General features: G+C 60.2%; 24 protein-coding genes. 13 read left to right on the top strand and 11 right to left on the bottom strand.

Annotated features, from left to right (window positions below):
* Positions 1–11: 11 nt before the first annotated feature.
* The gene (locus tag U5G49_RS05730) at positions 12–191 is read left to right on the top strand and encodes a hypothetical protein (RefSeq protein WP_018241368.1); all 180 of its coding nucleotides are present in this window, start codon (positions 12–14) and stop codon (positions 189–191) included.
* Positions 192–278: 87 nt separating this feature from the next.
* Positions 279–1,781, top strand: a complete 1,503-nt coding sequence (locus tag U5G49_RS05725; RefSeq protein ID WP_026230822.1) for an AMP nucleosidase — start codon at positions 279–281, stop codon at positions 1,779–1,781.
* Positions 1,782–1,790: 9 nt separating this feature from the next.
* Here U5G49_RS05725 and U5G49_RS05720 read toward each other — a convergent pair whose 3' ends face one another.
* Positions 1,791–2,006 (bottom strand): hypothetical protein, encoded by a 216-nt coding sequence (locus U5G49_RS05720; protein WP_246289014.1) that lies wholly within the window; start codon positions 2,004–2,006, stop codon positions 1,791–1,793.
* Between the two features lie 155 nt (positions 2,007–2,161).
* Between U5G49_RS05720 and U5G49_RS05715 the strand changes: the two genes are divergently transcribed.
* From U5G49_RS05715 to U5G49_RS05700, 4 genes are read left to right on the top strand one after another with little or no spacing between them, the layout of a single operon-like run.
* Positions 2,162–2,521, top strand: coding sequence for a YciI family protein (locus U5G49_RS05715; protein WP_193444705.1), 360 nt, complete (start codon positions 2,162–2,164; stop codon positions 2,519–2,521).
* Between the two features lie 10 nt (positions 2,522–2,531).
* Positions 2,532–2,891: a YciI family protein gene (locus U5G49_RS05710; RefSeq protein WP_018447351.1), complete on the top strand. Its 360-nt coding sequence runs from the start codon at positions 2,532–2,534 to the stop codon at positions 2,889–2,891.
* A gap of 3 nt (positions 2,892–2,894) precedes the next feature.
* Positions 2,895–3,254 (top strand): YciI family protein, encoded by a 360-nt coding sequence (locus tag U5G49_RS05705; RefSeq protein ID WP_193444706.1) that lies wholly within the window; start codon positions 2,895–2,897, stop codon positions 3,252–3,254.
* Between the two features lie 9 nt (positions 3,255–3,263).
* Positions 3,264–4,505: an RNA polymerase sigma factor gene (locus U5G49_RS05700; RefSeq protein WP_193444707.1), complete on the top strand. Its 1,242-nt coding sequence runs from the start codon at positions 3,264–3,266 to the stop codon at positions 4,503–4,505.
* On the opposite strand, the gene U5G49_RS05695 is transcribed toward U5G49_RS05700, so the two are convergent.
* Positions 4,473–5,435 (bottom strand): lysylphosphatidylglycerol synthase domain-containing protein, encoded by a 963-nt coding sequence (locus tag U5G49_RS05695; protein WP_193444708.1) that lies wholly within the window; start codon positions 5,433–5,435, stop codon positions 4,473–4,475. The genes U5G49_RS05700 and U5G49_RS05695 overlap by 33 nt on opposite strands.
* Before the next feature lie 180 nt (positions 5,436–5,615).
* On the opposite strand from U5G49_RS05695, the gene U5G49_RS05690 reads away from it, so the two are divergent.
* From U5G49_RS05690 to U5G49_RS05665, 6 genes are all read left to right on the top strand, one after another.
* Positions 5,616–7,109, top strand: a complete 1,494-nt coding sequence (locus tag U5G49_RS05690; RefSeq protein ID WP_193444709.1) for an ArnT family glycosyltransferase — start codon at positions 5,616–5,618, stop codon at positions 7,107–7,109.
* Positions 7,110–7,246: 137 nt separating this feature from the next.
* Positions 7,247–8,263 carry a glycosyltransferase family 2 protein gene (locus U5G49_RS05685; protein WP_018241359.1) on the top strand — a complete coding sequence of 339 codons (1,017 nt, stop codon included), beginning with the start codon at positions 7,247–7,249 and terminating at the stop codon, positions 8,261–8,263.
* A 12-nt stretch (positions 8,264–8,275) separates the two neighbouring features.
* Complete coding sequence (locus U5G49_RS05680; protein ID WP_193444710.1) at positions 8,276–9,775, top strand: glycosyltransferase family 39 protein; 1,500 nt, start codon at positions 8,276–8,278, stop codon at positions 9,773–9,775.
* Between the two features lies 1 nt (position 9,776).
* Positions 9,777–11,261, top strand: a complete 1,485-nt coding sequence (locus U5G49_RS05675; RefSeq protein WP_193444711.1) for a glycosyltransferase family 39 protein — start codon at positions 9,777–9,779, stop codon at positions 11,259–11,261.
* A 171-nt stretch (positions 11,262–11,432) separates the two neighbouring features.
* On the top strand, positions 11,433–11,684 hold the full coding sequence (locus U5G49_RS05670; RefSeq protein ID WP_003546845.1) for a ribbon-helix-helix domain-containing protein: 252 nt from the start codon (positions 11,433–11,435) through the stop codon (positions 11,682–11,684).
* Between the two features lie 4 nt (positions 11,685–11,688).
* The gene (locus U5G49_RS05665; RefSeq protein WP_082933995.1) at positions 11,689–11,991 is read left to right on the top strand and encodes a type II toxin-antitoxin system RelE/ParE family toxin; all 303 of its coding nucleotides are present in this window, start codon (positions 11,689–11,691) and stop codon (positions 11,989–11,991) included.
* Positions 11,992–12,061: 70 nt separating this feature from the next.
* Here U5G49_RS05665 and U5G49_RS05660 read toward each other — a convergent pair whose 3' ends face one another.
* Together U5G49_RS05660 and U5G49_RS05655 are read right to left on the bottom strand one after the other, a co-directional pair.
* Positions 12,062–13,429 (bottom strand): aspartate aminotransferase family protein, encoded by a 1,368-nt coding sequence (locus tag U5G49_RS05660; RefSeq protein WP_193444712.1) that lies wholly within the window; start codon positions 13,427–13,429, stop codon positions 12,062–12,064.
* Positions 13,430–13,695: 266 nt separating this feature from the next.
* Complete coding sequence (locus U5G49_RS05655) at positions 13,696–14,196, bottom strand: hypothetical protein (protein ID WP_193444713.1); 501 nt, start codon at positions 14,194–14,196, stop codon at positions 13,696–13,698.
* 258 nt (positions 14,197–14,454) lie between these two features.
* Between U5G49_RS05655 and U5G49_RS05650 the strand changes: the two genes are divergently transcribed.
* Positions 14,455–14,976 carry a tetratricopeptide repeat protein gene (locus tag U5G49_RS05650; protein WP_130759535.1) on the top strand — a complete coding sequence of 174 codons (522 nt, stop codon included), beginning with the start codon at positions 14,455–14,457 and terminating at the stop codon, positions 14,974–14,976.
* Positions 14,977–15,094: 118 nt separating this feature from the next.
* Here U5G49_RS05650 and U5G49_RS05645 read toward each other — a convergent pair whose 3' ends face one another.
* The 7 genes from U5G49_RS05645 to U5G49_RS05615 all read right to left on the bottom strand — a co-directional run bounded on the left by U5G49_RS05645 (position 15,095) and on the right by U5G49_RS05615 (position 22,137).
* Positions 15,095–15,655 (bottom strand): hypothetical protein, encoded by a 561-nt coding sequence (locus U5G49_RS05645; RefSeq protein ID WP_193444714.1) that lies wholly within the window; start codon positions 15,653–15,655, stop codon positions 15,095–15,097.
* An 80-nt stretch (positions 15,656–15,735) separates the two neighbouring features.
* Entirely contained in the window at positions 15,736–17,040 is a 1,305-nt protein-coding gene (locus U5G49_RS05640; RefSeq protein WP_193444715.1) for an ATP-binding protein, read from the bottom strand.
* A 15-nt stretch (positions 17,041–17,055) separates the two neighbouring features.
* Positions 17,056–18,000: a type II secretion system F family protein gene (locus U5G49_RS05635; protein ID WP_112906422.1), complete on the bottom strand. Its 945-nt coding sequence runs from the start codon at positions 17,998–18,000 to the stop codon at positions 17,056–17,058.
* A 7-nt stretch (positions 18,001–18,007) separates the two neighbouring features.
* Positions 18,008–18,961: a type II secretion system F family protein gene (locus U5G49_RS05630; RefSeq protein WP_193444716.1), complete on the bottom strand. Its 954-nt coding sequence runs from the start codon at positions 18,959–18,961 to the stop codon at positions 18,008–18,010.
* The gene (locus tag U5G49_RS05625) at positions 18,958–20,406 is read right to left on the bottom strand and encodes a CpaF family protein (RefSeq protein WP_193444717.1); all 1,449 of its coding nucleotides are present in this window, start codon (positions 20,404–20,406) and stop codon (positions 18,958–18,960) included. The genes U5G49_RS05630 and U5G49_RS05625 overlap by 4 nt, the downstream gene beginning before the upstream one ends.
* A gap of 19 nt (positions 20,407–20,425) precedes the next feature.
* Complete coding sequence (locus U5G49_RS05620) at positions 20,426–20,998, bottom strand: L,D-transpeptidase (protein WP_018241348.1); 573 nt, start codon at positions 20,996–20,998, stop codon at positions 20,426–20,428.
* Complete coding sequence (locus U5G49_RS05615) at positions 20,995–22,137, bottom strand: pilus assembly protein (protein WP_193444718.1); 1,143 nt, start codon at positions 22,135–22,137, stop codon at positions 20,995–20,997. The genes U5G49_RS05620 and U5G49_RS05615 overlap by 4 nt, the downstream gene beginning before the upstream one ends.
* Positions 22,138–22,144: the final 7 nt, after the last annotated feature.

Below are 22,144 nucleotides of genomic sequence, written 5' to 3'. Positions count from 1 at the left end.
GGGACAAGGGGATGAACATCTATATTCTGGCAAGACGCTTTAGCATCATCACGCTGTTTGCTGCGATCTTCGCGATCACGTTTTCGGCGGTCGTGGTGCACCAGGGTGGCGGCGGTGCGCAGTCGCATTTCGGAGCAAGCTACACCTGCCTGGAGAGAAACGGCACCTTCTGCGCGCCTACGGTGCGATGACTGGAATCCGACACGGAAAAGGATAAAAAATCGGAATCCGCCGGCGCGCGTCGTTTGCTTGTCAAAAACAACTCTCTATAATGCGTCATGAACAAACGAATCTCCCCTTTGTCGCCCCTCGAAATATCCTCTCCACCACCTTTCCAGCCTGAGAGTTTCGATGATCCCGCCAAGGCGGTCGAGACGCTGATGGCGCTTTACGAGCGCAATACGGCGTTCCTGATCAAGAGCTTCGCCGAACTTGCGCAGGGTGCTCCGATCTCCTCGCGCTACCGCGCTTTTTATCCGCAGGTCAGCATCGAGACGACAAGCTTCGGCCATGTCGATTCGCGGCTTTCCTATGGCCATGTCACGGCACCCGGCATCTATACGACGACAGTCACGCGGCCGAAGCTCTTCAAGCATTACCTGAAGGAGCAGCTGGCGCTCTTGATGAAGAGCCACAATGTTCCTGTCATCGTCTCGGAATCGACGACGCCGATCCCCTTGCACTTCGCCTTCGGCGAGGGCGCGCATGTGGAAGCATCGACGACCGCATTCGTCGACATTCCGATGCGCGATATCTTCGACACGCCCGACCTCAATACCACCGACGACGAGATCGCCAATGGCGAATATATCCCGCCGCCGGGAGAGCCCTCGCCGCTCGCGCCGTTCACCGCGCAACGCATCGACTACTCGCTCGCCCGATTGTCGCATTATACGGCGACGCATGCCGAGCATTTCCAGAATTTCGTGCTGTTCACGAACTATCAGTTCTATATCGACGAATTCTGCAGCTGGGCGCGCAAGATGATGGCGGAGGACGGTGACGGCTATACCGCTTTCGTCGAGCCCGGCAATGTCGTCACCCTGCCCGGCTCGAAGGCACCGGAAACGGATGCCGCCCTCACCCGCCTGCCCCAAATGCCGGCCTACCATCTAAAGAAGAAGGGCCATGCCGGGATCACCATGATCAATATCGGCGTCGGCCCGTCCAACGCCAAGACAATCACCGACCACGTCGCAGTGTTGCGTCCGCATGCTTGGCTGATGCTCGGCCACTGCGCCGGTCTTCGCAACAGCCAGCGGCTCGGCGATTATGTTCTGGCCCATGCCTATATGCGCGAGGACCATGTTCTCGACGACGACCTGCCGGTCTGGGTACCGATCCCGGCGCTGGCCGAGGTGCAGGTGGCGCTCGAAGCCGCCGTTGCTGAAATCACCGGCTATGAGGGTTTCGAGCTGAAGCGCATCATGCGCACCGGTACCGTCGGCACGATCGACAACCGCAACTGGGAACTGCGCGACCAGCGCGGACCGGTGAAGCGGCTCTCCCAGGCGCGCGCAATCGCACTCGACATGGAATCGGCAACGATCGCCGCCAACGGCTTCCGCTTCCGCGTGCCCTATGGCACGCTGCTCTGCGTCTCCGACAAGCCGCTGCATGGCGAATTGAAACTGCCGGGCATGGCAACGGCCTTCTACCGCACGCAGGTCAACCAGCATCTGCAGATCGGCATCCGCGCCGTCCAGAAGCTTGCCGCCATGCCAAAGGAAGCGCTGCATTCACGCAAGCTGCGCAGCTTCTTCGAAACTGCCTTCCAATAGGCCGTTTCCTCATCTGCCCGTCACGACTGGCGCCGAACCGTCGGCCAGCATCTGCGGCCTGCCGGCTACAAGGTTCAGCCCTGATATCAGCAGGGTGAAGGCCACGAAGACGAAAGCGATGCGCAGAAGAACCTTCAGCGCATCGGCATCGTCGAGCCCCAGCGGACGCTTCTCACGGCGGCGTGCCCAGATGTGGCTTGCCAACGCAATTTCAAGAATGCTCATTACAGGTCTCCTCGACAAGTTTCGATGAAGCCTTGTCGAGTGCTGCCTTGCGATTTCGACAGCCGGCCGGCACAAAGATTTTTGCCGCCGCTGTCGAAATGCGTGGAGCTCGGTCGTCCAGGGTTATTGAAACGCTCACAAGGAGGCTGTCCGCGATGAAATATCTCTGTCAGGTCTGGTTCGATGGCGGGGTACTCGACGCCATGACGAAAGAAGAGAAGGCCGAACTCGACACCAATTCCTTGAACTATGACAAGGACCTCGTCGAAAGCGGCCATATGATCGTCGCCCAGGCACTGCAGTCGCCGAAATCGGCAGTGACTGTCCGAGTGCGCAACGGCGAGATGTCGGTGACGGACGGTCCCTTCGCCGAGACGAAGGAGGCGCTCGGCGGCTTCATCCTGATCGAGGCCAAGGATCTCAACGAAGCGATCCGCATTGCCGCCGGCATCCCGTTCGCCAGGCTCGGCGCGATCGAGGTGCGACCCATTCATTCCTTCGGCAAAGACGCGTGAGGAGACGGCGATGAAATATCTCTGCCAGGTCTGGTTCGAAACCGCAAAGATCAGTGCCATTTCAGCCGAGGACGGCGAAAAGCTGACACGGGATTCGATCATCAACGACGACAGGCTACGCGACAGCGGCCACCTGCTGGTGGCGTTGGCGCTACGCGAACCTTCGACGGCAATGACGGTCAGGGTCCGCAACGATGCGGTGACGACGACCGACGGCCCCTTCGCCGAAATCAAAGAGCATCTCGGCGGCTTCGTGCTGATCGAGGCGAAAGACATGGAAGAGGCAACTGATATCGCCGCCACTTTTCCCGTAGCGCGATACGGCTCCATCGAAGTGCGGCCAGCCTATTCGATCAAGGAGGAATGCTGAGCCATGCGTTACATCTGCCTGATCTACAATTGCGCCGACACCGACGGCACGCTGACATCGGAAGAGACCGATGAACTCGTCAAAGCGCATTTCGCCTTCGACGAGGAGCTGCGCCGCGACGGCATCATGATCCATGCCGATGCGTTGGAGATGCCTGAGACGGCGACCGTGCTGCGCGTTCGGAACAACACGCTGTCGGCCACCGACGGCCCCTATGTCGAGACGAAGGAGCATTTGGCCGGCTTCTATGTCATCGAGGCACCGGATATGGTGAAGGCTAGCGAAATTGCCGGTCGGATCCCTTCGGCACGTTACGGCGCCGTCGAACTGAGGCCCGTGCGAATGCTGACCCTGCCGGACTGAGGTGCCCTTTTGGAACGCGTCATCGAGGAGATCTACCGAACGCAATCGCGCCGGGTGCTGGCGACGCTGATCCGCCTGCTCGGCGATTTCGACCGGGCGGAGGAAGCGCTTCACGACGCCTTCGCCGCAGCTGCCCGGACATGGCCAACGGACGGCATTCCCGGCAAGCCCTTCGCCTGGCTCGTTTCCACGGGGCGCTTCAAGGCGATCGACACGATCCGGCGGCGGGCGCGTTTCGATGCTTCACAGCATCACATCGAGGACAGCCTCTACTCGCCCGACGCAACTTACATCGGCGACATGGAACCGATCGAGGACGACATGCTGCGGCTGATCTTCACCTGCTGCCATCCGGCCATCCCGGCCGATGCGCAGATGGCGATGGCACTCAGAGAAATCTGCGGGCTAACCACCGAAGAAATCGCCCACGCCTTCCTCACGCCGGCGCCGACGGTAGCGCAGCGGATCGTGCGCGCCAAGAGCAGGATCCGAGCTGCGAAGATCCCCTACGAGGTTCCGGGCCACGAGGCGCTGCCGCCGCGGTTCGACCAGGTGCTGCACGTCATCTACCTGGTCTTCAACGAGGGCTATTCGGCCTCTTCGGGTGAAGACGTGGTCCGGGCCGACTTGACCGCAGAGGCGATACGTCTGGCGCGGCTGCTTCTGGCGCTGCTGCCGCATCCCGACGTCTCCGGCCTGCTGGCGCTGATGCTGCTGCAGGATTCCCGTCGCACCGCCCGCCGCGGCGAGCAGGGATCGCTGGTGCTGCTTGCCGATCAGGACCGCTCGCTCTGGGACCGTGCGAAGATTGCGGAAGGCCTGGTGCTGCTCACAGAAGCAATGCGGACGGGAGAGGTCGGCACCTATACGCTGCAGGCGGCGATCGCCGCCGAGCATGCCAAGGCGCCGGCTGCCGAAGAGACCGACTGGCGACGGATTGCCTTCTATTACGATCTGCTTCTGGCGGCGCAGCCCTCCTCGATCGTCGAGCTCAACCGCGCCGTGGCGATCGCGATGGCGGAAGGGTCGGCCAAGGGGCTGGAACTGGTCGATGCCATTCTGGCACGCCGGGAGCTGCAGGCCTATCACCTCGCCCATTCGGCACGTGCCGATTTCCTGCGCCGTCTCGGCCGGAAGCAAGAGGCGATCGCGGCCTATGAAACGGCGCTGTCGCTCTGCCGGCAGGAGCCGGAGCAGGCGTTTCTGAGAAAACGGATTTCAGAGCTTGCCGCGACGTCCGAGCGGCAGTGAGATCGCGGTGCCGGTCAGCGCCGAAACGATGATCAGCAGGTGGGCATTGACGCTCGCCTGTGCCAGCGCGGCAAGGGCCAGCCGCTCGCTCGATGCTCCCAAGGCGATGGCGCCGGCGGTGATGCCGGCCGGATAGGTGCCGACGCCGCCGGGCGCATGCATCGGCAACACGGAAGAGAGTTCACCGCCGAGCGCGCCGCCGAAGCTCGCCGCCATTGGCAGCACGCCCATCAGGCCGAGCGCCCATGCCAGCACCATCACCTTCACCAGCCAGTTGACGATGGTCATCGCCCAGGCGCGCGCAAAGGCGATGGCATCGAGCGGCAAGCCGTTTTCGATCTCGGCGACGAATTTCTGCGCCTTCTCAGGCAGCAGCCTGGCGGCAAGGCGCAGCAGCGGCTTGCGGGCGGCGAAAGCTGCGACCGGCAACAGCAGGAAGGCTGTCCAAAGCGACCAGGCAACAGCCGCATCGGCCGAAGCGACGGCAAAGCCGATGCCGGCAGCGGCCAGGAGGGCGTGCAGGTCGAGCAGCCGCATGACGAACAGCGCCGAGGTTCCGCGCGTCAGCGGAATGCCGAATTCAGTGCGCATCAGCAGCGGAAAGCTGGTCTCGCCGGTGCGGAAGGGCAGCATGATGTTCAGCAGGTTGTGGATCTGCGTGACGCGGAAGAGGACCGCGAACCGGCCGGCCGTTTCGTTCGGAAAATAATCATAGATGCGCCAGGTGCGCAGGAAATAGGTGCTCGTCAATAGCACGAGCGCGCCGATCACCGGACCCGCGCCGACATCGGCCCACTGCCTGATGATAACAGGCCAACCCCAGAACCATTGGATGAAGAGGCCATAGGCTGCGACGATGACGACCGTCAGCACCGTCATGCGATTGCGCATAAACCAGGATTGCCGGCTTTCAACGATCGAAGTCTTCATGTAGTAGGCATTCCTCGCTTGGGTCGGCATGGGCCGATACCATCGCCAGGCCTTTTAAGAGAAATGAAGGTTGCGCACAACGGCGGAGTGATGGCGATGGCGGTGAAAACGCCTCCACGCCGACGATCCGAGCGGCCGACCGGTAAATGATGGCGCCTTGCCGGCTTGACGTGGAGATCGATGTTGAAGCGGATTACCAGAAGCATTACCAGCGCAAGCATTTTTCTGGCAGCCTATTTCCTGCTGAACATCGCGCTTCGCATCGCCTTGCCGCATACGCTCGATCTCGACGAGGCGGAGCAGTCCTTCTACTCGCAATATCTGCTTGCCGGCTACGGTCCGCAGCCGCCCTTCTACAACTGGATCCAATATGCCATCGTTTCGGTGACCGGCATATCGATGTGGGTGCTCTCGGTGCCCAAGAACATCATTCTCTTTGGCTGCTATCTCTTCTACGGGCTTGCTGCCCGCGAGGTGCTGAAGAGCCGTTCGCTCGCAGCCGTTGCCATGCTGAGCCTGATTACCCTGCCGCAGGTTGGCCTGATGGCGCAGCGCGAACTGACCCATACGGTTGCCCTGCTGTTTGCGACCTCGCTCTTCCTCTTCGGTTTTTTCCGCACGCTGCGCCAGCCGACGATCGGGAGCTACCTCCTCATCGGCATCGCCACCGGCATCGGGCTCATCTCGAAGTATAATTTCGCCATCCTGCCATTTGCCGCCCTCATTGCCGTGCTGCCGGAGCGGGAATGGCGCAGCCGTCTCATCGACTGGCGTTTGCTGACGGCGGCCGTCCTTGCCATTCTGATCGTGCTGCCGCATGCGCTCTGGCTGCCTGACAATCTCGCCAGCGCCTCTGCGCCGACGCTGGAGCGGATGACCGCCGAACACCTGGCCCCGGCCGGCCTCCCCCGCATCGGGCAAGGACTGCTGTCTCTCATCATCGCCGTCCTCGGCTTCGTCGCATTGCCGATCGTTCTCATCGCGGCCGCTTTCCGGCGCGACTTCCTTCGCGCGCTCTCCTCTTCCAGCCCGATGATCCGGGTGATCGAGCGGATGATGGTCATCAGCCTGCTCGCCTTCGTCGGCGTGGTCCTCTTCGCCGGCGCCAGCGATATCCACGAGCGCTGGCTCGACCCATGCCTGCTCGTCCTTCTGATCTATCTGTTCCTGAAACTGCAAACCGCAGGTCTCGATCTTTCCGCCGGTCTTGCGCGCTTCCGGCCCGTGGTGCCGGTCTTCATGGTCGTCATCCTGTCGATCCTTCTCTTCCGGATCGTCGGCATTCAATATATCGGCACGTATACAAGAACGAACGTACCCTTTTCCGGTTACGTGGCTGAATTGACCGCGACCCGCAAGCCGGTTCTCATCGTGGCGGCAACCAAGTTCGTGGCCGGCAACATGCGGCTGGAGTTTCCCGATGTTCCCGTCGTGATCCCGTTCTTCCCCGGTCCCGGAGTTCCCGAATATGCGGACGCGAAGGGGCCGGTGCTGGTTATCTGGCGCGGCGAGACCGCAGATGATCCAACAATTTCCCCCGGCTTCGCCAATGACCTCGTCAAATCTGGCATTCATCTGCAAGAGTTGAAGACGCTGACGCTGCCCTATCTCTTCGGTGACGGCAAACGCAGCTTCTCCATTGGTTACTCCTGGGTAGAAGGCGGCGCGAAATAGCGCCCAGGCAGATCGGCCGATTGCGGGAAACCGGCATTGCCCGCTGGCAACCGGCGGACACTTCATGTAGTAGCCTTCCGCAAGTGCGGCGGCAGCAGTAAAGGTTACCAGGCCGTCCGGCCTTTTGGAGATGAAAGTTGCAGACAACGGTAGAGCCCATTCGCGGTACGAATGACCCGGTACAATCGCTCGAGCTGTCGCTGGTCGTACCCATTTTCAACGAAGAGGAAAGCGTCGGCCCGCTCATCGAGCGTGTCGTGGCTGCGATGGTTAGCTACCCCCATCGCTGGGAGCTGATCCTCGTCGATGACGGCAGCACGGATGCGACGCTCGTCAACGCCCGCAAGTACGTCGGGCGCGAGGGGCTGGCGCTCAGGATCGTCGAGTTGCAGCGCAACTTCGGTCAGACCGCCGCCATGCAGGCCGGCATCGACACGGCCCAGGGCCGCCTGATCGCGACGATGGACGGCGACCTGCAGAACGATCCGAAGGACATTCCTTCGATGGTCTCCGAGCTGGAACGGCGTGAACTCGACCTCTTGGTCGGCTGGCGCAAGAACCGCAAGGACGGCCTGTTCCTGCGCAAGATCCCCTCCTGGTGCGCCAACTATCTGATCGGCCGCATCACCGGCGTCAAGCTCCACGATTACGGCTGCAGCCTGAAAATCTACCGTGCCTCGATCATCAAGCAGGTGAAGCTGATGGGCGAGATGCACCGCTTCATCCCCGCCTGGGTCGCCGGTGTCGTTCCGAGCTCGCGCATCGGCGAGATGGCCGTCACCCACCATGCCCGCGAGCACGGCGTTTCGAAATACGGCATTTCGCGCACCTTCCGCGTCATCCTCGACCTGCTATCGGTGATGTTCTTCATGCGCTACAAGGCGCGGCCGGGGCATTTCTTCGGTTCGCTCGGCCTGGGTCTCGGCGCGCTCGCCATGCTGATCCTGCTCTATCTCGGCTTCGACAAATTCATCATGGGCAACGATATCGGCACGCGCCCGATGCTGATGGTCGGCGTCGTGCTGCTGCTGTCGTCGGTGCAGATGATCACCACCGGCATCCTGGCGGAAATGATTGCGCGCACCTATTATCGCGACGACGCCTCTCCGAACTACATCGTGCGGCAGATCTTCGACGATCAAAGCCAAGCCTAAGCCGGCAGCACGATGCTGGAGCGCGTGACGAGCACGATCAGAACCGCAGGCCTGCTGCTTGCAGCCTATTTCGTGCTCAACATCGCGCTGCGCATCGCGCTTCCGCATTCGCTGGAGCTCGACGAGGCCGAGCAGTCCTTCTTCTCGCAATATCTGCTGGCCGGCTACGGCCCGCAGCCACCCTTCTACAACTGGATGCAATATGCCGTCGTTTCGGTGGCGGGCATGTCGATCGGCGCGCTGATCGTTCCGAAGAACATCCTGCTGTTCCTATCCTATCTCTTCTACGGCCTTGCCGGGCGGCGGGCGCTGAAGGATCAGGCGCTTGCCGCCGTCGCTATGCTGGCGCTGATCACCCTGCCCCAGGTCTCCTACATGGCCCAGCAGGACCTGACCCACACGACGGCGCTGCTCTTTGCCAGCTCGCTTTTTCTCTACGGCTTCTTCCGCACGCTCGATCGGCCCGATATCGGCAGCTATCTCCTGCTCGGGCTTGCGACCGGCATCGGGCTGATCTCGAAATATAATTTCGCGCTGATGCCTGTCGTCGCTTTGATCGCCATCCTGCCCGATGCCGAATGGCGGCGCAGGGCGCTCGACTGGCGCATGCTGGCGGCGATCACTGTCGCACTCGTCATCGTCCTGCCGCACGCGGTCTGGCTGCAGGGCAATCTCGCATTCGCCTCCTCCGACACTCTGGTCAAGATGGCCGCCGGCAGCGAACCGGCCGGCGCCGTGCGGATCGGCAAAGGCCTTGTCGCCTTTCTCGTCGCCATCATCGCCTTTGCGGCGCTGCCGGTGCTGATCTTCGCCGCCACCTTTCGCCGGGATTTTGTCCGGGCGCTTTCGGCGGGCAACCGCTGGACGGGGATGATGGAGCGGATGATGCTCGCAAGTCTCGCCGGCATTGCTCTCATCGTGCTTTTCACCGGCTCCACCACGGTTCGCGAGCGCTGGCTCGACCCGTTCCTGCTGGTGCTGCCGATCTATTTCCTGGCGAAGATGCAGGCGGCCGGGCTCGACCTTTCCGCCGGGCTGCGCCGCTTCCGGCCGGTGCTGCCGGTGCTGATGGCCTGCGTGCTGATCGCCCTCGGTTTCCGTGTCGTCGGCGCCGGGCTGATCGGCACCTACAGCCGGCCGAATGTGCCGATGGCGGGCTTTTCGCGCGAAATGACGCGACAGGCGCAACCCGCACTTGTGATCGCTTCCGACCCCTATATCGGCGGAAACATGCGGCTGCAATTTCCCGATGTGCCGGTGGTGATCCCGGATTTTCCGGCACCGGGCATTCCGGCCTATGCCGAGGCCAAGGGGCCGGTGCTCATCGTCTGGCGCGGCAAGAAAACGGCGACGGCTGCCGATGCGATCATGCCGGAGCGGTTTTCATCAGCGCTGACGGCGGCCGGCATCGCGCTGCAGGAGATCGGCTCGCTGTCGCTTCCCTATTATTTCGGCCGCCAGGGCGACAATTTCGCGCTCGGTTACGCCTGGGTTCGGCCGGAGAGCAAATAGAATGACCGAGAGCAGCCGTCGCGACATTAGTTGGATTTTTGCCCTGCTGGCGGCCTATTTCGTGCTTCAGGTCGGCGTGCGGCTCGCAACCTCGCATTCTCTCGATCTCGACGAAGCCGAACAGGTCTTCCGCTCACAATGGCTTGCCGCCGGCTACGGCCCGCAGCCGCCCTTCTACAATTGGCTGCAATACACGGTCTTCCAGTTCGCCGGCGTCTCGCTAACCGCCCTTTCGGTGGTGAAGAACCTACTGCTGTTCAGCTCCTACGTGCTCTACGGCCTGACGGCGCGGCTTATCCTGCGCGACAAGGTGCTGGTGGCGATCACCACGCTCGGGCTGCTGACGATCCCGCAGTTGGCTTTCGAGATGCAGCGCGACCTGACGCATACGGTAGCCGTGTTCTTCTCGGCCAGCATCTTCTTCTACGGCTTCATCCGCAGCCTGAAGCAGCCGAGCCTCGCCTCCTATCTCATCGCCGGCATCGGCATCGGTTTCGGCCTGCTCGCTAAATATAATTTCGCGATCTTGCCGGCGGCAGCCCTGATTGCCGCGCTTTCGGATGCGCGCCTGCGGCCGCGGATCTTCGACTGGCGACTGATGCTGACGGCGGCGGTGGCGCTCGTCATCATCCTGCCGCATCTCTTCTGGCTGAAGGATAATCTCGATTTCGCCACCGCACGCACCCTGGAGAAGATGACCGCGAGCGGCCATGCGAGCTATCTCACCCAGGTGGCCATGGGCGTCAGTTCACTGGCTCTCGCCATCATCAGCTTTGCCGGATTGACCGTGGCGGTATTCGCGCTCGTCTTCGGCAGGAGCCTTCGTCCGACACTCGGCTCCGGTTCGGAATGGACGCGGCTCCTCGAGCGGATGATGCTCGTCTTCTTGGCCGGCATTCTGCTTCTGATCGTCTTCGGCGGCGCGGCCGGCATCAAGGATCGCTGGCTGGTGCCGATGCTCTTCATCCTGCCGCTCTATTTCTGCCTGAAGATCGAGGCGGCAGGCGTCGCGACAGACAGGGCGTTCCGGCGTTTTATGCCCATCGTCGCCATCATCATGATCGGCGTGCCGTCGGCCCTTTACGGGAGCGTTGCGGCAGCACGCTTCACCGGTCATTACGAGCGGCTGAACAGGCCTTATGCCGGCATGCTGGAAATATTGCGCAGACAGGCCGAACCGGCGGCGATCCTTGCCGGCGACAGCTTGCTTGCCGGCAATGTCAGGCAAGATATTCCCGGTGTGCCGGTCGTCTCCGTCGATTATCCCGGCTTCCAACCGGATCTTGCGGGTCGGCGACCGCTTCTCCTGGTTTGGCTCCTCCCCAAAGGCGGAAGCGAAGCGCTGCCGCCTGATATGGCTGAATGGCTGCAGGCCAATCTCGGCGCGTCCGCACCGCAGGCATCGGCGATCGACGTGCCCTATTTGTATCGGCGCGGCGGTGACAGCTATCGTTTCGGCTATGCCTGGGTCAATCAGCCGGGTTAGAGCGCAATCATCAGCTCCTCCCATGCGGCATCCAACGCCGGTTTCGTGATCTCGCTATCATTCACTGTGCTCGGAGGCGCTGAGCCATCGGCTCGTTGGCCATATCTAGCACGTTCAAATATTGTAAAAGTATTGTATTTGTCATATGGTGTGAGCAGGGAGTAAATTTAAATGGCACGGGCAAAAACCTTTTCCCTTGGCGATACCTATGACGGGATTCTATCGGATCTTGTCCGCAATGGCCGGTTCGGCACCGAAACCGAGGCCGTGCGGGCAGGCATCCGTATGCTCGCCGACCACGAGCTGAAAATGCAGGTGCTGCGTAAGGACATTCAAGCGGCGGACGCCGAGATCGAAGCCGGCCTCGGCAAGGAATACGCTACCGGCGCGGATCTCCTCAAAGACGTCATGAACGAAAGCTAGGGCCATCAAACCGAAACGCCTGATTATCGCTCCATCCGCCATTGAGGATCTGCGGAATATTCGGCGCTATATCGCCGAGAGCAGCCCCCACTATGCGCAGGAGTTCCTGGCCGATCTGACCGCGAAGATCGCCTGGATCGCCGAAGTGGACTTCACCGGATCTCCCCGCGACCACATTGCGGAAGGCCTGCGCGGCCTGCCCTATCGGAACCGCTGCATCTATTACCGCTCCTATCGCGACCGCATCGTGGTCCTACGGGTGAAACACGGCGCCGAAGATATCAAACCGCAGGATTTTGAGCTTTAGGCCCGAAGGCTTTCGCTAGACAGATAGCGGCTTCGCCTGTGGCTGGTTTAGCGAGCATGGCTGAGTGAAATCAGGATTTGAGCTCCTTCCAGGCCAAATCCAGCGCCAGCCTGGTAATCCTTGCCATCTCGTCCACCTCGGCGTGGCTGATAATGAGCGGCGGCGAGGCGAGCATGCGGTCGCCGGTGGCGCGCAGCACGAGGCCGTTCGCCAGCGCGTGGTTGCGCACCAGCGCACCGACCTGATCGGGCTTGGCATAACGTGTGCGCGTGCTCTTCACGGCGGCAAGCTGCAGGCCGCCCATCAGGCCGATGCTGTCGGCCTCACCGACGAGATCATGTTCAGCGAGCGCTGCCCAGGCCCTGCCGAAATAGGGTCCGATATCATCGCGCACCCGTTCGACCAGTCTTTCCTCTTCGATGATGCGCAGGTTCTCGAGTGCGGCGGCGGCGCAGACCGGGTGGCCGGAATAGGTGAAGCCATGATTGAAGTCGCCGACCTCGTTGATCAGCACATCGGCGATACGGTCACTGACGAGCACGCCACCGATTGGCAGGTAACCGGAGGAAAGCCCCTTGGCGATCGGCGCCAGATCGGGCTCGACGCCGAAATGCTGGTGGCCGAACCAGGCGCCCAGCCGGCCGAAACCGCAGATGACCTCGTCGGTCACCAGCAGGATATTGCGCGCCTTGCAGATGCGGTCGATCTCCGGCCAGTAGGTTTCCGGTGGGATGATGACGCCGGCCGCCCCCTGCACCGGCTCGGCGACGAAGGCTGCGACATTCTCCTCGCCCAGCTCATCGATCTTCGCTTCAAGCTCGCGGGCGACCTTGAGACCGAATTCGGCGGGCGTGAGATCGCCCCCCTCGCCGTACCAATAGGGCTGGCCGATATGGACGATACCAGGTATCGGCAGGTCGCCCTGTTCGTGCATGTATTTCATGCCGCCGAGGCTGGCGCCGGCAACGGTGGAGCCGTGATAACCGTTCTTCCTTGATATCACGATCTTCTTCGACGGCTTGCCGACAGCGCTCCAGAAGACGCGGGCCATGCGAAACCAGGTGTCGTTCGCCTCGGAGCCGGAGCCGGTGAAAAAGATATGGTTGAAACGCTCACCGGCATGGGAAGTAACCTTTTGCGCAAGCAGGGTCGCTGGGGTCGAGGTCGTGCCGAAGAAGGTATTGTAATAGGGCAGCTCGTTCATCTGCGTTGCGACGGCATCCGTGATCTCCCGGCGGCCATAGCCGATATTGACGCACCAGAGGCCAGCGAAACCATCGAGATATTTCCTGCCGTGATTGTCGAAGATGTGGACGCCCTCGCCGCGCTGGATAATGCGCGTGCCTTCGGCATTCAGCTTCTTCATATCGGCGAAGGGGTGCAGGTGGTGTGCGGCGTCGATCGCCGCGAGGTTCGAGGGCGGGTAGGTATCGGGCATGGTGGTAAAGACCCTCGCGGATTGAAAGGCTGATGTCGATGGGATAGGAGCTTGGCCTTGTCCCGGGGGATTTTCAAGGTGATGGCGAGCGACAGGATAGATGGCAAGGCCAACGGCGGCGATCCGGGCGAAACCGAAAATCTTCAAGGCGGCTGCGCCAAGCTTCGGCTTCTCCTGCGCCTTGGCTGGAGCCGGTCCTGCCTGCGCTGCCGCAACTCGAGATACGTCTTGCCGCGCCTCCGGCGGGGCGGTTCAACCCTTTTCCATCACGCCGATATTGCACGCTTGATGACTGTTAAATGGCAGCAAATGCACGCCAAAAACACGGATATGAAAAGGAAGGTCCCAAGCGGTTGGGATAGCGGCAGGAACGACCAGTCGCCTCGTTGAAATTGAGGCAGCGCAAAGTCGGAAAGGCCGGCCTGGCCAACGGCTGCCCGCCCCATAGTTAGACCGGTCGCGATCAGCGCAATATGGGCATGGATGAAGCCTGAACGGTGGTGTCTTTGCGGCTGCATGGCCACACGAACCCCGAAAATCGATGCAAGCATCAACAGGACCGTGGCGCTCCAAATTCCAACGCCGGGTACCGCCAAAAGCAGATAGATGGGCTCGCGCATGACCGGAAGGATTGTCATATACAGCCACCAGGCAGTGGCACTTGAGGGGTGGCTTTCCAAGAGCGGTATGCTGAGAACGAAGATCGATGCTATCGCGTAAGCCAGTGATGGCCCAAGTCGCATCAGCGTGAAAATAGCGATCCGCATACGGCGTTCCATCCTTTGACCTGACGAGCAGGATAGGCGACGTTGATTGATTTCCACTCAAGGAGTCACGCGGCAGATGATGCCTACTTTAGATAGCAGGCGTTTTATCATACTGTCGCATTCCGTCGAAGACCGTATCTGTCGCTTTTTTGCGACTATTTGCTCAAATTCTTGAGTTGTTAGCTTTTTTTTACGATGATTTCCGGTGAACACATCCGAGTCTTAGGTAAGAATGTCTGATGGGGGATAAAATTGCCAATGTTGCAGATCAGAGCTGGGACTAAATGCATAGCGTTTTTGATAGCGACTGGGGCGATTTTAGCTGGTTGCCAGTCATCCAGCGTTGATGGTCTGGCTGCTTATGGCGATAGTGCAAAGACCCTTGAGGATGACTCAGCCGTCGCCTTCTATAAGAACGACGAGTTGATAACCACCGGCAAACTGCAATTTCAGGAAAAGAACTACGGAAAATCTTACGCCATTTACAAGCGAGCAGTTGACGTTTTTCCGCAGGATCCGGCCGCTTGGCTGGGCTTAGCTGCATCCGCCGACATGGTTGCCCGCTTCGACACGTCCGACCGCGCCTACCAGCAACTCTCGCGAATGATCGGCAACACCCCGGTCTACTACAACAATATCGGATATTCTCACCTTTTACGCGGTGACTTGCGCACTGCCAGACGGTATTTCCTGAAAGCCTATGAGCTTGATCCCGGAAACGAAGTCACTGCCCGTAATCTCGAATTGATGAAGAACAGCGTAAATTACGCTCAGCGGTGATGGGCCTTGCAGCGATCGGCAATCTGGGTCGAGATGAGATTGCCCTTGCGCATTGCGAGCATCGGCGCCCCCTGGCAGCATCCACCGATTGCTTTGGAGATTTCGGCGAAGGCGGTGTTTACCGGGCCTTCCGAAGGATGAGCTGGCCTTCCGGCGAGAGTGTGCGCTCGTAACGCGGCAGGTCACTGACGGCAATGCCCCCGGCTTCGAGGGACGCAAGGCTGCTATCCGAAGCTTGAGCTTCCGCCGGCACGGAACGGGGTGCGAAAAATTGTGCTGGCTCCTTGCCGGGTGCGCTAAGGACCAAAGCTGAACCCATCCGAAGACCACTTGTGTCGTTTCGCAGTTCGTTCATCATAGTCTTTTGCAGCCCATCCATCCCCTGGCGGATAAGTGCGACTTCGTCAGCCTTGGCATTATCCGCGATGTTGCGCGACTGCTTTTCCATTTGTCCCCTCAGACCATCGATGGACCTCTTAAGCGCGGCGATGGTCTCGCGGCTCTCGCGAACATCGGCTGAGTTTTTGGCGGTATAGACGAGAACGCCAGCATTCACAGGCAAGAGCATCAGCAGCAAACCGACGAATAGCGAGCTTTTTGAGCCCCGCTGCTCTATCACTCGCAAATTGCTTGGTATTGCGCGGTCTGCTTCGACCTCAATGCCCGGAATGCTAGTCATTCGTTTACTCCCCGTAAGTCATCAAATCTGCGTTGGACACATTGTCCAGGAACACGCCGTGTCCAGTGACAAGCCCGCAATCATTCCGACGTAAATACACCTTCCCACGCCCGTTCGAGCATATCGAGCGAAGCGTTTCCTGCTATCCCGTTGAACTCGCAGTAAGAACCGACGAAATCCAGAAGATATTTCGGATGATAGCAAGACGCGAGCACATCGCCGTTGTACTTGCGATCGTAGAACAGGCTCAGGTCTGGATCAGAGACAGCCAATCCGGCGTCGCTGGCATAGGATTTGAAAATTCTGATATATTCGTCGCGCGACGGGGTGTTCACAAAGATCTTATACTTGAGTCGCCGCAAGCCCGCCTCGTCGGAAAGGTCCTTCGGAGCGATATTCGTCGAAAATACTACCAGTTCGTCAAAGGGAACCCTGAACTTCTTGCCGGTGTGCAGCGTCAGGAAGTCATATCCGCGCTCGAGCGGCACAATCCAGCGATTGATGAGCGCCTGCGGCGCCACTTGTTGACGCCCGAAGTCGTCGATGATGAAAACGCCGCCTGATGCCTTCAAGTGTATGGGCGCTTCGTAGACATTCGGTCCTTCGTTGAAGGTGAGGTCGAGCTGATCGAGGGTCAATTCCCCGCCCGTCTTGATCACCGGACGGCGGCATTCGATCCATCGTTGATCCGCTTTCGGATGGGATTCCGTGTCAACCTCCGATACGGGGTGATGCACTGCTTCGTCATAGAAACTGATGACATGGCCGCCGACCTCGATGGCATAGGGCACCCAGATCGTTTGGCGAAACAGTTGCGACGTCCGCTCGGCGATGCTCGTCTTTCCGTTGCCGGGTGGGCCGTAAAGCAGGATAGAGCGACCGGAGTTGATGGCCGGGCCGAGCTTTTCGACCAAGGCATCCGAGAGCACCAGCCCGTCAAGGCTGTCGTTCAGCCGCTCCGGGGTCACGCGCTCGTGATGGATGGACTGCAAACCGACTTGCCGGCAGAACGCGTCCAGCGACACCGGCGCCGGGCCGACATATTGGCATTGACGCGACGCCGCGTGGGCATATTCGAACCCCTTCATGGAAAGCGCATATCGAATATCGGATCTCACATCCTCACCAGCCAAGCCGCGCGCCTCGAGATAGGCGAGTTTCACGAGCTCCTTGATCAGGATATTGACGATCACTTTCGGCAATTTCATTCGGTCAGCGAGATGAGATGCCGTGGTGGTGTCCTGCTCGGCCGCGCATTTTGACGCCAGCCGAAGCAGGAACGACGGATCCAGTCCGGCCTGTTCGATGCTTGCCGGTGCCATCGGCATGCGCGGATCGAGGGAAATGATGGCCTCGTTACGATTCTGTTCGAGCGAATACTGCATACGACCTCGCTTGGCTCAACCGCCGGGTTTCATGCCGATGAGAAGACTGATGACACGGATAACAATGGGAACGAGAACGATGATGAGGCTTACCGGAAAAAGAAACGCGCCGAGCGGCAGCAGCATCTTGACCGGCAGGGCGTTTGCCTTTTCCTCGGCGCGAACAATACGGAGGTCGCGCATTTCCTTGCAGTAGACCCTCAGCGTCTGCGTTACGCTGGTCCCGAGCTCTTCCGATTGGCGGAACAGAACGGAAAGGGCTCGGGCTTCGTCAATCCTCAGGCGGATGGCGAGGTTAGCGAGCGCCTCGCGCAATCGCCGGCCGCCCCGCACTTCCAGCATCATGATCGAGAGATGCAGGCCGAAGTCCTGCTGCTTGGCAACGAATTCCCGGGCAACACGGTTCGCCGCCGCCTCGATGCTCATCCCCGCATCGAGGCAGACGATCAGCATATCCATGAAATCGGGAAAGAGGCGGCGGTACTCCCTCTCCTTGGCGGCACCACGCCGGTCGATATAGATGTTGACCAGAATAAAGGTCATGCCCGCAGCAAACGTGGCAACGATCAGTGTAGCCAACCGCGACATGTCCGGCACGACCCGGTTTAGAACCCAGACCGCCGCGACCAGCACGCTGATACAGACCATCGCGCGAACCACCTGGAAGGCAGTCACGGCGCCGGCAGCGAAATACCCCGCCCGGATCAGCCGGTTCTGGGTGGAGTTCACATTCGTGTCACGTCGAGTAATCTCGAAATAGCGACGGATCAGACGGTTTTCCGCCTCGCCGAGATCGGCAATCGTCGTATCGCCAAGGTGGAATTCCTCGCCTGATGCCGCCGAGCTCTTCGACACGCGAACCGAGACCTCGCGCTGTCGAAAAAACAATTCCGATGCTGCTGCTGAAAATATCAGCACTGCAAAGAAGACGATCAGGTAAATTCCATACTCACTCGACATGACTGCCTCAGTACTCGAAGTTGACCATCTTGTAGAGAATGACATTCCCGATCGCCATGACGGCCAGCAGCGCGCTCACCACGACGGTTCCGTGGCCGCTATCCCAGAGGGGATCGAAGTAGGTCGGCGACAACGCCTTGATCATCGCGTAGAGCAGAAACGGATAGACCGACATGAAGATCGCCGTGATGCGTCCTTCCGAGGAAATCGCCTTGACCTTTGCCTTCAGCATCGTCCGGTCTCGCAGCGTCTTCGAAAGGTTCTGCAAGATCTCCACGAGGTTTCCGCCGGTTCCGGCCTGTACGCTCAGCGATATCGCAAGCAGGTTCAGATCCTCGACGCCGACCCGGTCGGCTAAGTTGACGAGGGCATCGTCCAGCGTCACGCCGTAGGTCAGTTCATCCGAGAGGAGGCCGAACTCGGTGCCGATCGGATCAGGCATCTCGCGTGCCACCAAAGAAATCGCCGCCGGCAGCGGATGGCCGGCGGCCAAGCTGCGATTGGCGACATCGAGCGCTTCAGGAAGCTTCAGTTCGAATTTCCTCATGCGGCGCGCCCGGGCGCGCCAGACGACGAGTGCAGGGATGAGGAGACAGATCAGGAGAAAGACGGGGATCCTGAACAGAGTGCTCGGCACGAGGAACCCAACGGCCAGCCACGTCAAAAGGGCACCCGCGATCGCGAAGAGAGCAAATCGCATGGCATCGAACTTGATTCCCGACTGGGCGTAGAACTGCAGCAGCCGCTGCATGATGGGGGTTTGCCGCCAACTGTCGCCGGCACCGCGCTCCTTCAGCATATCGCTATAGGTCTTGCGATGATCATCGCTGACCTCGAGCAAGCTCAGCCGATGGTTCACGGCGCGGTGTCGTTCGGAGCTCTTGAAGTAGCTGCGCATGATCGCTTCGACAGCAACCAGGGCGGCAGTGAAAACGGCCGCATAAAGGAGAGTCAGGGTCATTGAACAGGTCCCGTTTGCAGCGGTTTGCCGGGATCAAAAATCGTCAAAGGGATCTCGATTCCGAGTTCGGCAAATTCCTCGACGAACCGCGGCCGGATGCCGGTGGCGCGGAATTCTCCATGAATCCGCCCGCCTTCATCGGCGCCAATTTTCTTGAATTTCATAATCTCCTGCATCTGCACGACTTCGCCCTCCATGCCGGTGATCTCGGAAATCGAGACAATCTTGCGGCTGCCGTCGCTCAGGCGCTGGACCTGCACAATCATGGTGATGGCGGACGAGATCTGCGAGCGAATGCTCAACTGCGACATCGGCATCCCTGCCATGCCGACCATCTGCTCAAGCCGACCGACGGCGTCGCGCGGCGTGTTGGCGTGAATGGTCGTCATCGACCCTTCGTGACCGGTATTCATCGCCTGCAGCATGTCGAACGCCTCGTCGCCGCGTACTTCGCCGACGATGATGCGGTCGGGACGCATGCGCAGGGCGTTTTTCAAAAGTTCGCGTTGACGGATCTCGTTGCGTCCGTCGAGCGTCGGCGGCCGGGTTTCCAAACGCCCGACATGTGGCTGCTGCAGTTGAAGCTCGGCCGCATCCTCGATGGTGATCAGACGCTCCTTTGGAGAAATCTGCGACGAGAGCGCGTTGAGCAAGGTGGTCTTGCCAGAACCGGTGCCGCCTGAAATGACCATGGACACCTTGCCCTTGACCGCGGCGCTAAGAAGGATGCGCATCGCATCGGCCATAGCGCCATATTGCACGAGGCGCTCCATTGTCAGCGGCTTGCGCGTGAATTTGCGAATGGAAACGAGCGGTCCATCGACCGAGATCGGCCTGATGGCGACGTTGACACGCGAGCCGTCCTTGAGGCGGGCGTCAACCATCGGCGTTGACTCGTCGACACGGCGGCCAACCGCCGATACGATCTTGTTGATCACCCGAAGCAGATGGTCCTCATCTTTGAACCGCACGGCGGTGCTCTCGAGCTTGCCGCTTCGCTCGACATAGACGCTGTTGTAGCCGTTGATGAGAATATCTGCGATCGTGTCATCGGCCAGCAGCGGCTCGATCGGTCCCAGCCCGAGCATCTCGTCGGTGATATCGCGGATCAGATCATTGATTTCCTTGGCATTCAGCGGAAAGTTGTTGTTCCGGATATAGTCCTTGACCAACGGCCGGATCTCGGTGGCGATCTCCTCGTTGTCGAGTGTGTCGAGGATCCCGAGGTTGATGCGATCGAGCAGGTAGCGGTGCAGATTGACCCGCTCGGAAACCATGTCCGGCCCGAACGAAGCCTCTTCGCCGCTCGCCGTGGCGCTGTCGGAGGCCGGTTGGGCAGGCATGTTTTCAACTGCGCCGACCAAAGACAGTTCGGCCGCCTCACGATGTTCGCGGCTTTCCGGCTCCCGCTGCTTGTAGAAACGCCCAATGATACCGTTCGCCATGTTTCCCACCCCTGAACTCTTATTTTACAATGACCGTGGAACCGACTTTCACCCTCGCATAGAGATCGATGACGTCGGCATTGCTCATGCGAAAACAGCCCGATGACGCGAAACCGCCGACCGTCGACTGCTCGTTCGTTCCATGAATGCGATAGAGCGTGTCGGTCCCGCCCTTGTAGAGATAGATCCCGCGGGCACCCAAGGGATTAAGCGGTCCGGCAGGTACCAGGTCCGGAAGTCCGGCTGAGCGCGCCTTCATCTCGGCAGGCGGGCGCCAGTCAGGCCACTCTGCCTTGCGTCCAACCTTGACGGTACCGCTCCAGCGAAATCCGTCTCGTCCGACGCCGATTTTGTAACGGATCGCGCGTCCTTCGGAGATGACGAGATCCAGCGTACGATTGCCGCTGACGATGACGATTGTCCCAGCCGCATAGCTTTTTTCGATCGTCACCACGGCGCTCGTCGTCGGCCCAAGGCTTCGCGGCACAAGCCCGCCTGCCGCAGCGTTCCCGACAGCGGCCAGAATTGCCAAAACCGCAAGACCGACATCGGCGGCGCGGGACCGTATGCGCCCACTGTCGATCGCCGTCATCGCACCAGTGCTCCAAGTTTGCCGACCGCGCCGCAGAAGCGCGCCCGGGAATTCACTTGAGCTGGCAGCACGCCGCGGTTGACTGCCTCGCTCAGAGTATCCCAGTCATCCGCAATGACATGCGTCGGGATCTCCTTGAAGATCTTCTCCGTTTGTTGTCGGCGCAGGCCGAGGCCGAAAAGCTTGCTGCGGTATTTGTTGATGACGACGAATATCTGATCCGAACTGCCGCGCAGCCGTACCAGATTGGCAAACAAATCCTTGGCTTGAGAAAGCGCAGGGACCGTCATTTCGGTGACGATGCAGATGCTGTTGACCGAGCTGAGCACCTCGTATTTCCACGGCGTGTCATAATAGGGAATGTCGATGATCGTGTGGTCGCTCTCGAAGGCGGCTACGTCGAGCATACGCAGCACGAGTTCCCGGCCCTTGGGTGCCAGAAGGACTGCTGGCTGCTTGAAGGACAGCAGTGAAAAGCCCCCCGAATGACGCTTTCGAACCAGATCGATGAATTCCAGATCGACCCGGGAAGGATTGGCGATGACTGGTTTTAAGTCGTAGTCGTTGACGAGGTTGAGATAATAGCCAAGCATCCCGGAGCAAAAATCCGTGTCGAACAAGTCAACCCGCGGCGTCGAGTTCTTGGTCGGCTGGGCCAGCGCATGCGCAAGCGACGAAGCGATCATGCTGGCGCCCGCGCCACCGACGGCTGAGACCACGGCATGCACCCGGCTGTCGCTGGCCCCAGTGCCTGGGGCATGGGTCGAAATCATGTCGATCAGTGCGCGGCGCTCGAGCGGTTTCTTCAGCCAGTCATTGCCGTTCAGGCGGAAGAGCAGCCGCAGCATGTCGTCCGGCAGGTCTTCGGAAACGACGACGAGCGGAATGTCCCGATAGCTGGTGCGAAACGCGAAGAGTTCCGGCTGGTGCAGCAATTTCCCGTTGTCGACGTCGAGAACGATCAGGTCGAACTGCGTCGGATCGAACCGGCCCTTTTCTCCGAGCGCCTTCAGCGAGAGATGGCGGACATCGTAACGCGAAAGCGACCCAAACGTATCGAGCATGAAGCTCGCTGCAGCCGCGTCGTCGGAGAGAACCAGGATCTTGGTGGATGCGGCAATGTTCATGTGAGCTGTCATTTCGCTT

The sequence above is a fragment of the Rhizobium indigoferae genome (assembly GCF_034554815.1).
GTDB lineage: Bacteria > Pseudomonadota > Alphaproteobacteria > Rhizobiales > Rhizobiaceae > Rhizobium > Rhizobium leguminosarum.
This window is presented reverse-complemented; position numbering and strand designations above follow the sequence as displayed.

What these genes read in the sequence shown, in the direction of transcription:
- U5G49_RS05660 (WP_193444712.1), bottom strand. Translation starts at nt 13,429, where the DNA reads ATGCCCGATACCTACCCGCCCTCGAACCTCGCGGCGATCGACGCCGCA.
- U5G49_RS05725 (WP_026230822.1), top strand. Translation starts at nt 279, where the DNA reads ATGAACAAACGAATCTCCCCTTTGTCGCCCCTCGAAATATCCTCTCCA.
- U5G49_RS05620 (WP_018241348.1), bottom strand. Translation starts at nt 20,998, where the DNA reads ATGACGGCGATCGACAGTGGGCGCATACGGTCCCGCGCCGCCGATGTC.
- U5G49_RS05640 (WP_193444715.1), bottom strand. Translation starts at nt 17,040, where the DNA reads ATGCAGTATTCGCTCGAACAGAATCGTAACGAGGCCATCATTTCCCTC.
- U5G49_RS05630 (WP_193444716.1), bottom strand. Translation starts at nt 18,961, where the DNA reads ATGACCCTGACTCTCCTTTATGCGGCCGTTTTCACTGCCGCCCTGGTT.
- U5G49_RS05680 (WP_193444710.1), top strand. Translation starts at nt 8,276, where the DNA reads ATGCTGGAGCGCGTGACGAGCACGATCAGAACCGCAGGCCTGCTGCTT.
- U5G49_RS05730 (WP_018241368.1), top strand. Translation starts at nt 12, where the DNA reads ATGAACATCTATATTCTGGCAAGACGCTTTAGCATCATCACGCTGTTT.
- U5G49_RS05615 (WP_193444718.1), bottom strand. Translation starts at nt 22,137, where the DNA reads ATGACAGCTCACATGAACATTGCCGCATCCACCAAGATCCTGGTTCTC.
- U5G49_RS05675 (WP_193444711.1), top strand. Translation starts at nt 9,777, where the DNA reads ATGACCGAGAGCAGCCGTCGCGACATTAGTTGGATTTTTGCCCTGCTG.
- U5G49_RS05625 (WP_193444717.1), bottom strand. Translation starts at nt 20,406, where the DNA reads ATGGCGAACGGTATCATTGGGCGTTTCTACAAGCAGCGGGAGCCGGAA.
- U5G49_RS05715 (WP_193444705.1), top strand. Translation starts at nt 2,162, where the DNA reads ATGAAATATCTCTGTCAGGTCTGGTTCGATGGCGGGGTACTCGACGCC.
- U5G49_RS05645 (WP_193444714.1), bottom strand. Translation starts at nt 15,655, where the DNA reads ATGACTAGCATTCCGGGCATTGAGGTCGAAGCAGACCGCGCAATACCA.
- U5G49_RS05650 (WP_130759535.1), top strand. Translation starts at nt 14,455, where the DNA reads ATGTTGCAGATCAGAGCTGGGACTAAATGCATAGCGTTTTTGATAGCG.
- U5G49_RS05670 (WP_003546845.1), top strand. Translation starts at nt 11,433, where the DNA reads ATGGCACGGGCAAAAACCTTTTCCCTTGGCGATACCTATGACGGGATT.
- U5G49_RS05690 (WP_193444709.1), top strand. Translation starts at nt 5,616, where the DNA reads ATGTTGAAGCGGATTACCAGAAGCATTACCAGCGCAAGCATTTTTCTG.
- U5G49_RS05695 (WP_193444708.1), bottom strand. Translation starts at nt 5,435, where the DNA reads ATGAAGACTTCGATCGTTGAAAGCCGGCAATCCTGGTTTATGCGCAAT.
- U5G49_RS05705 (WP_193444706.1), top strand. Translation starts at nt 2,895, where the DNA reads ATGCGTTACATCTGCCTGATCTACAATTGCGCCGACACCGACGGCACG.
- U5G49_RS05720 (WP_246289014.1), bottom strand. Translation starts at nt 2,006, where the DNA reads ATGAGCATTCTTGAAATTGCGTTGGCAAGCCACATCTGGGCACGCCGC.
- U5G49_RS05710 (WP_018447351.1), top strand. Translation starts at nt 2,532, where the DNA reads ATGAAATATCTCTGCCAGGTCTGGTTCGAAACCGCAAAGATCAGTGCC.
- U5G49_RS05655 (WP_193444713.1), bottom strand. Translation starts at nt 14,196, where the DNA reads ATGCGGATCGCTATTTTCACGCTGATGCGACTTGGGCCATCACTGGCT.
- U5G49_RS05635 (WP_112906422.1), bottom strand. Translation starts at nt 18,000, where the DNA reads ATGTCGAGTGAGTATGGAATTTACCTGATCGTCTTCTTTGCAGTGCTG.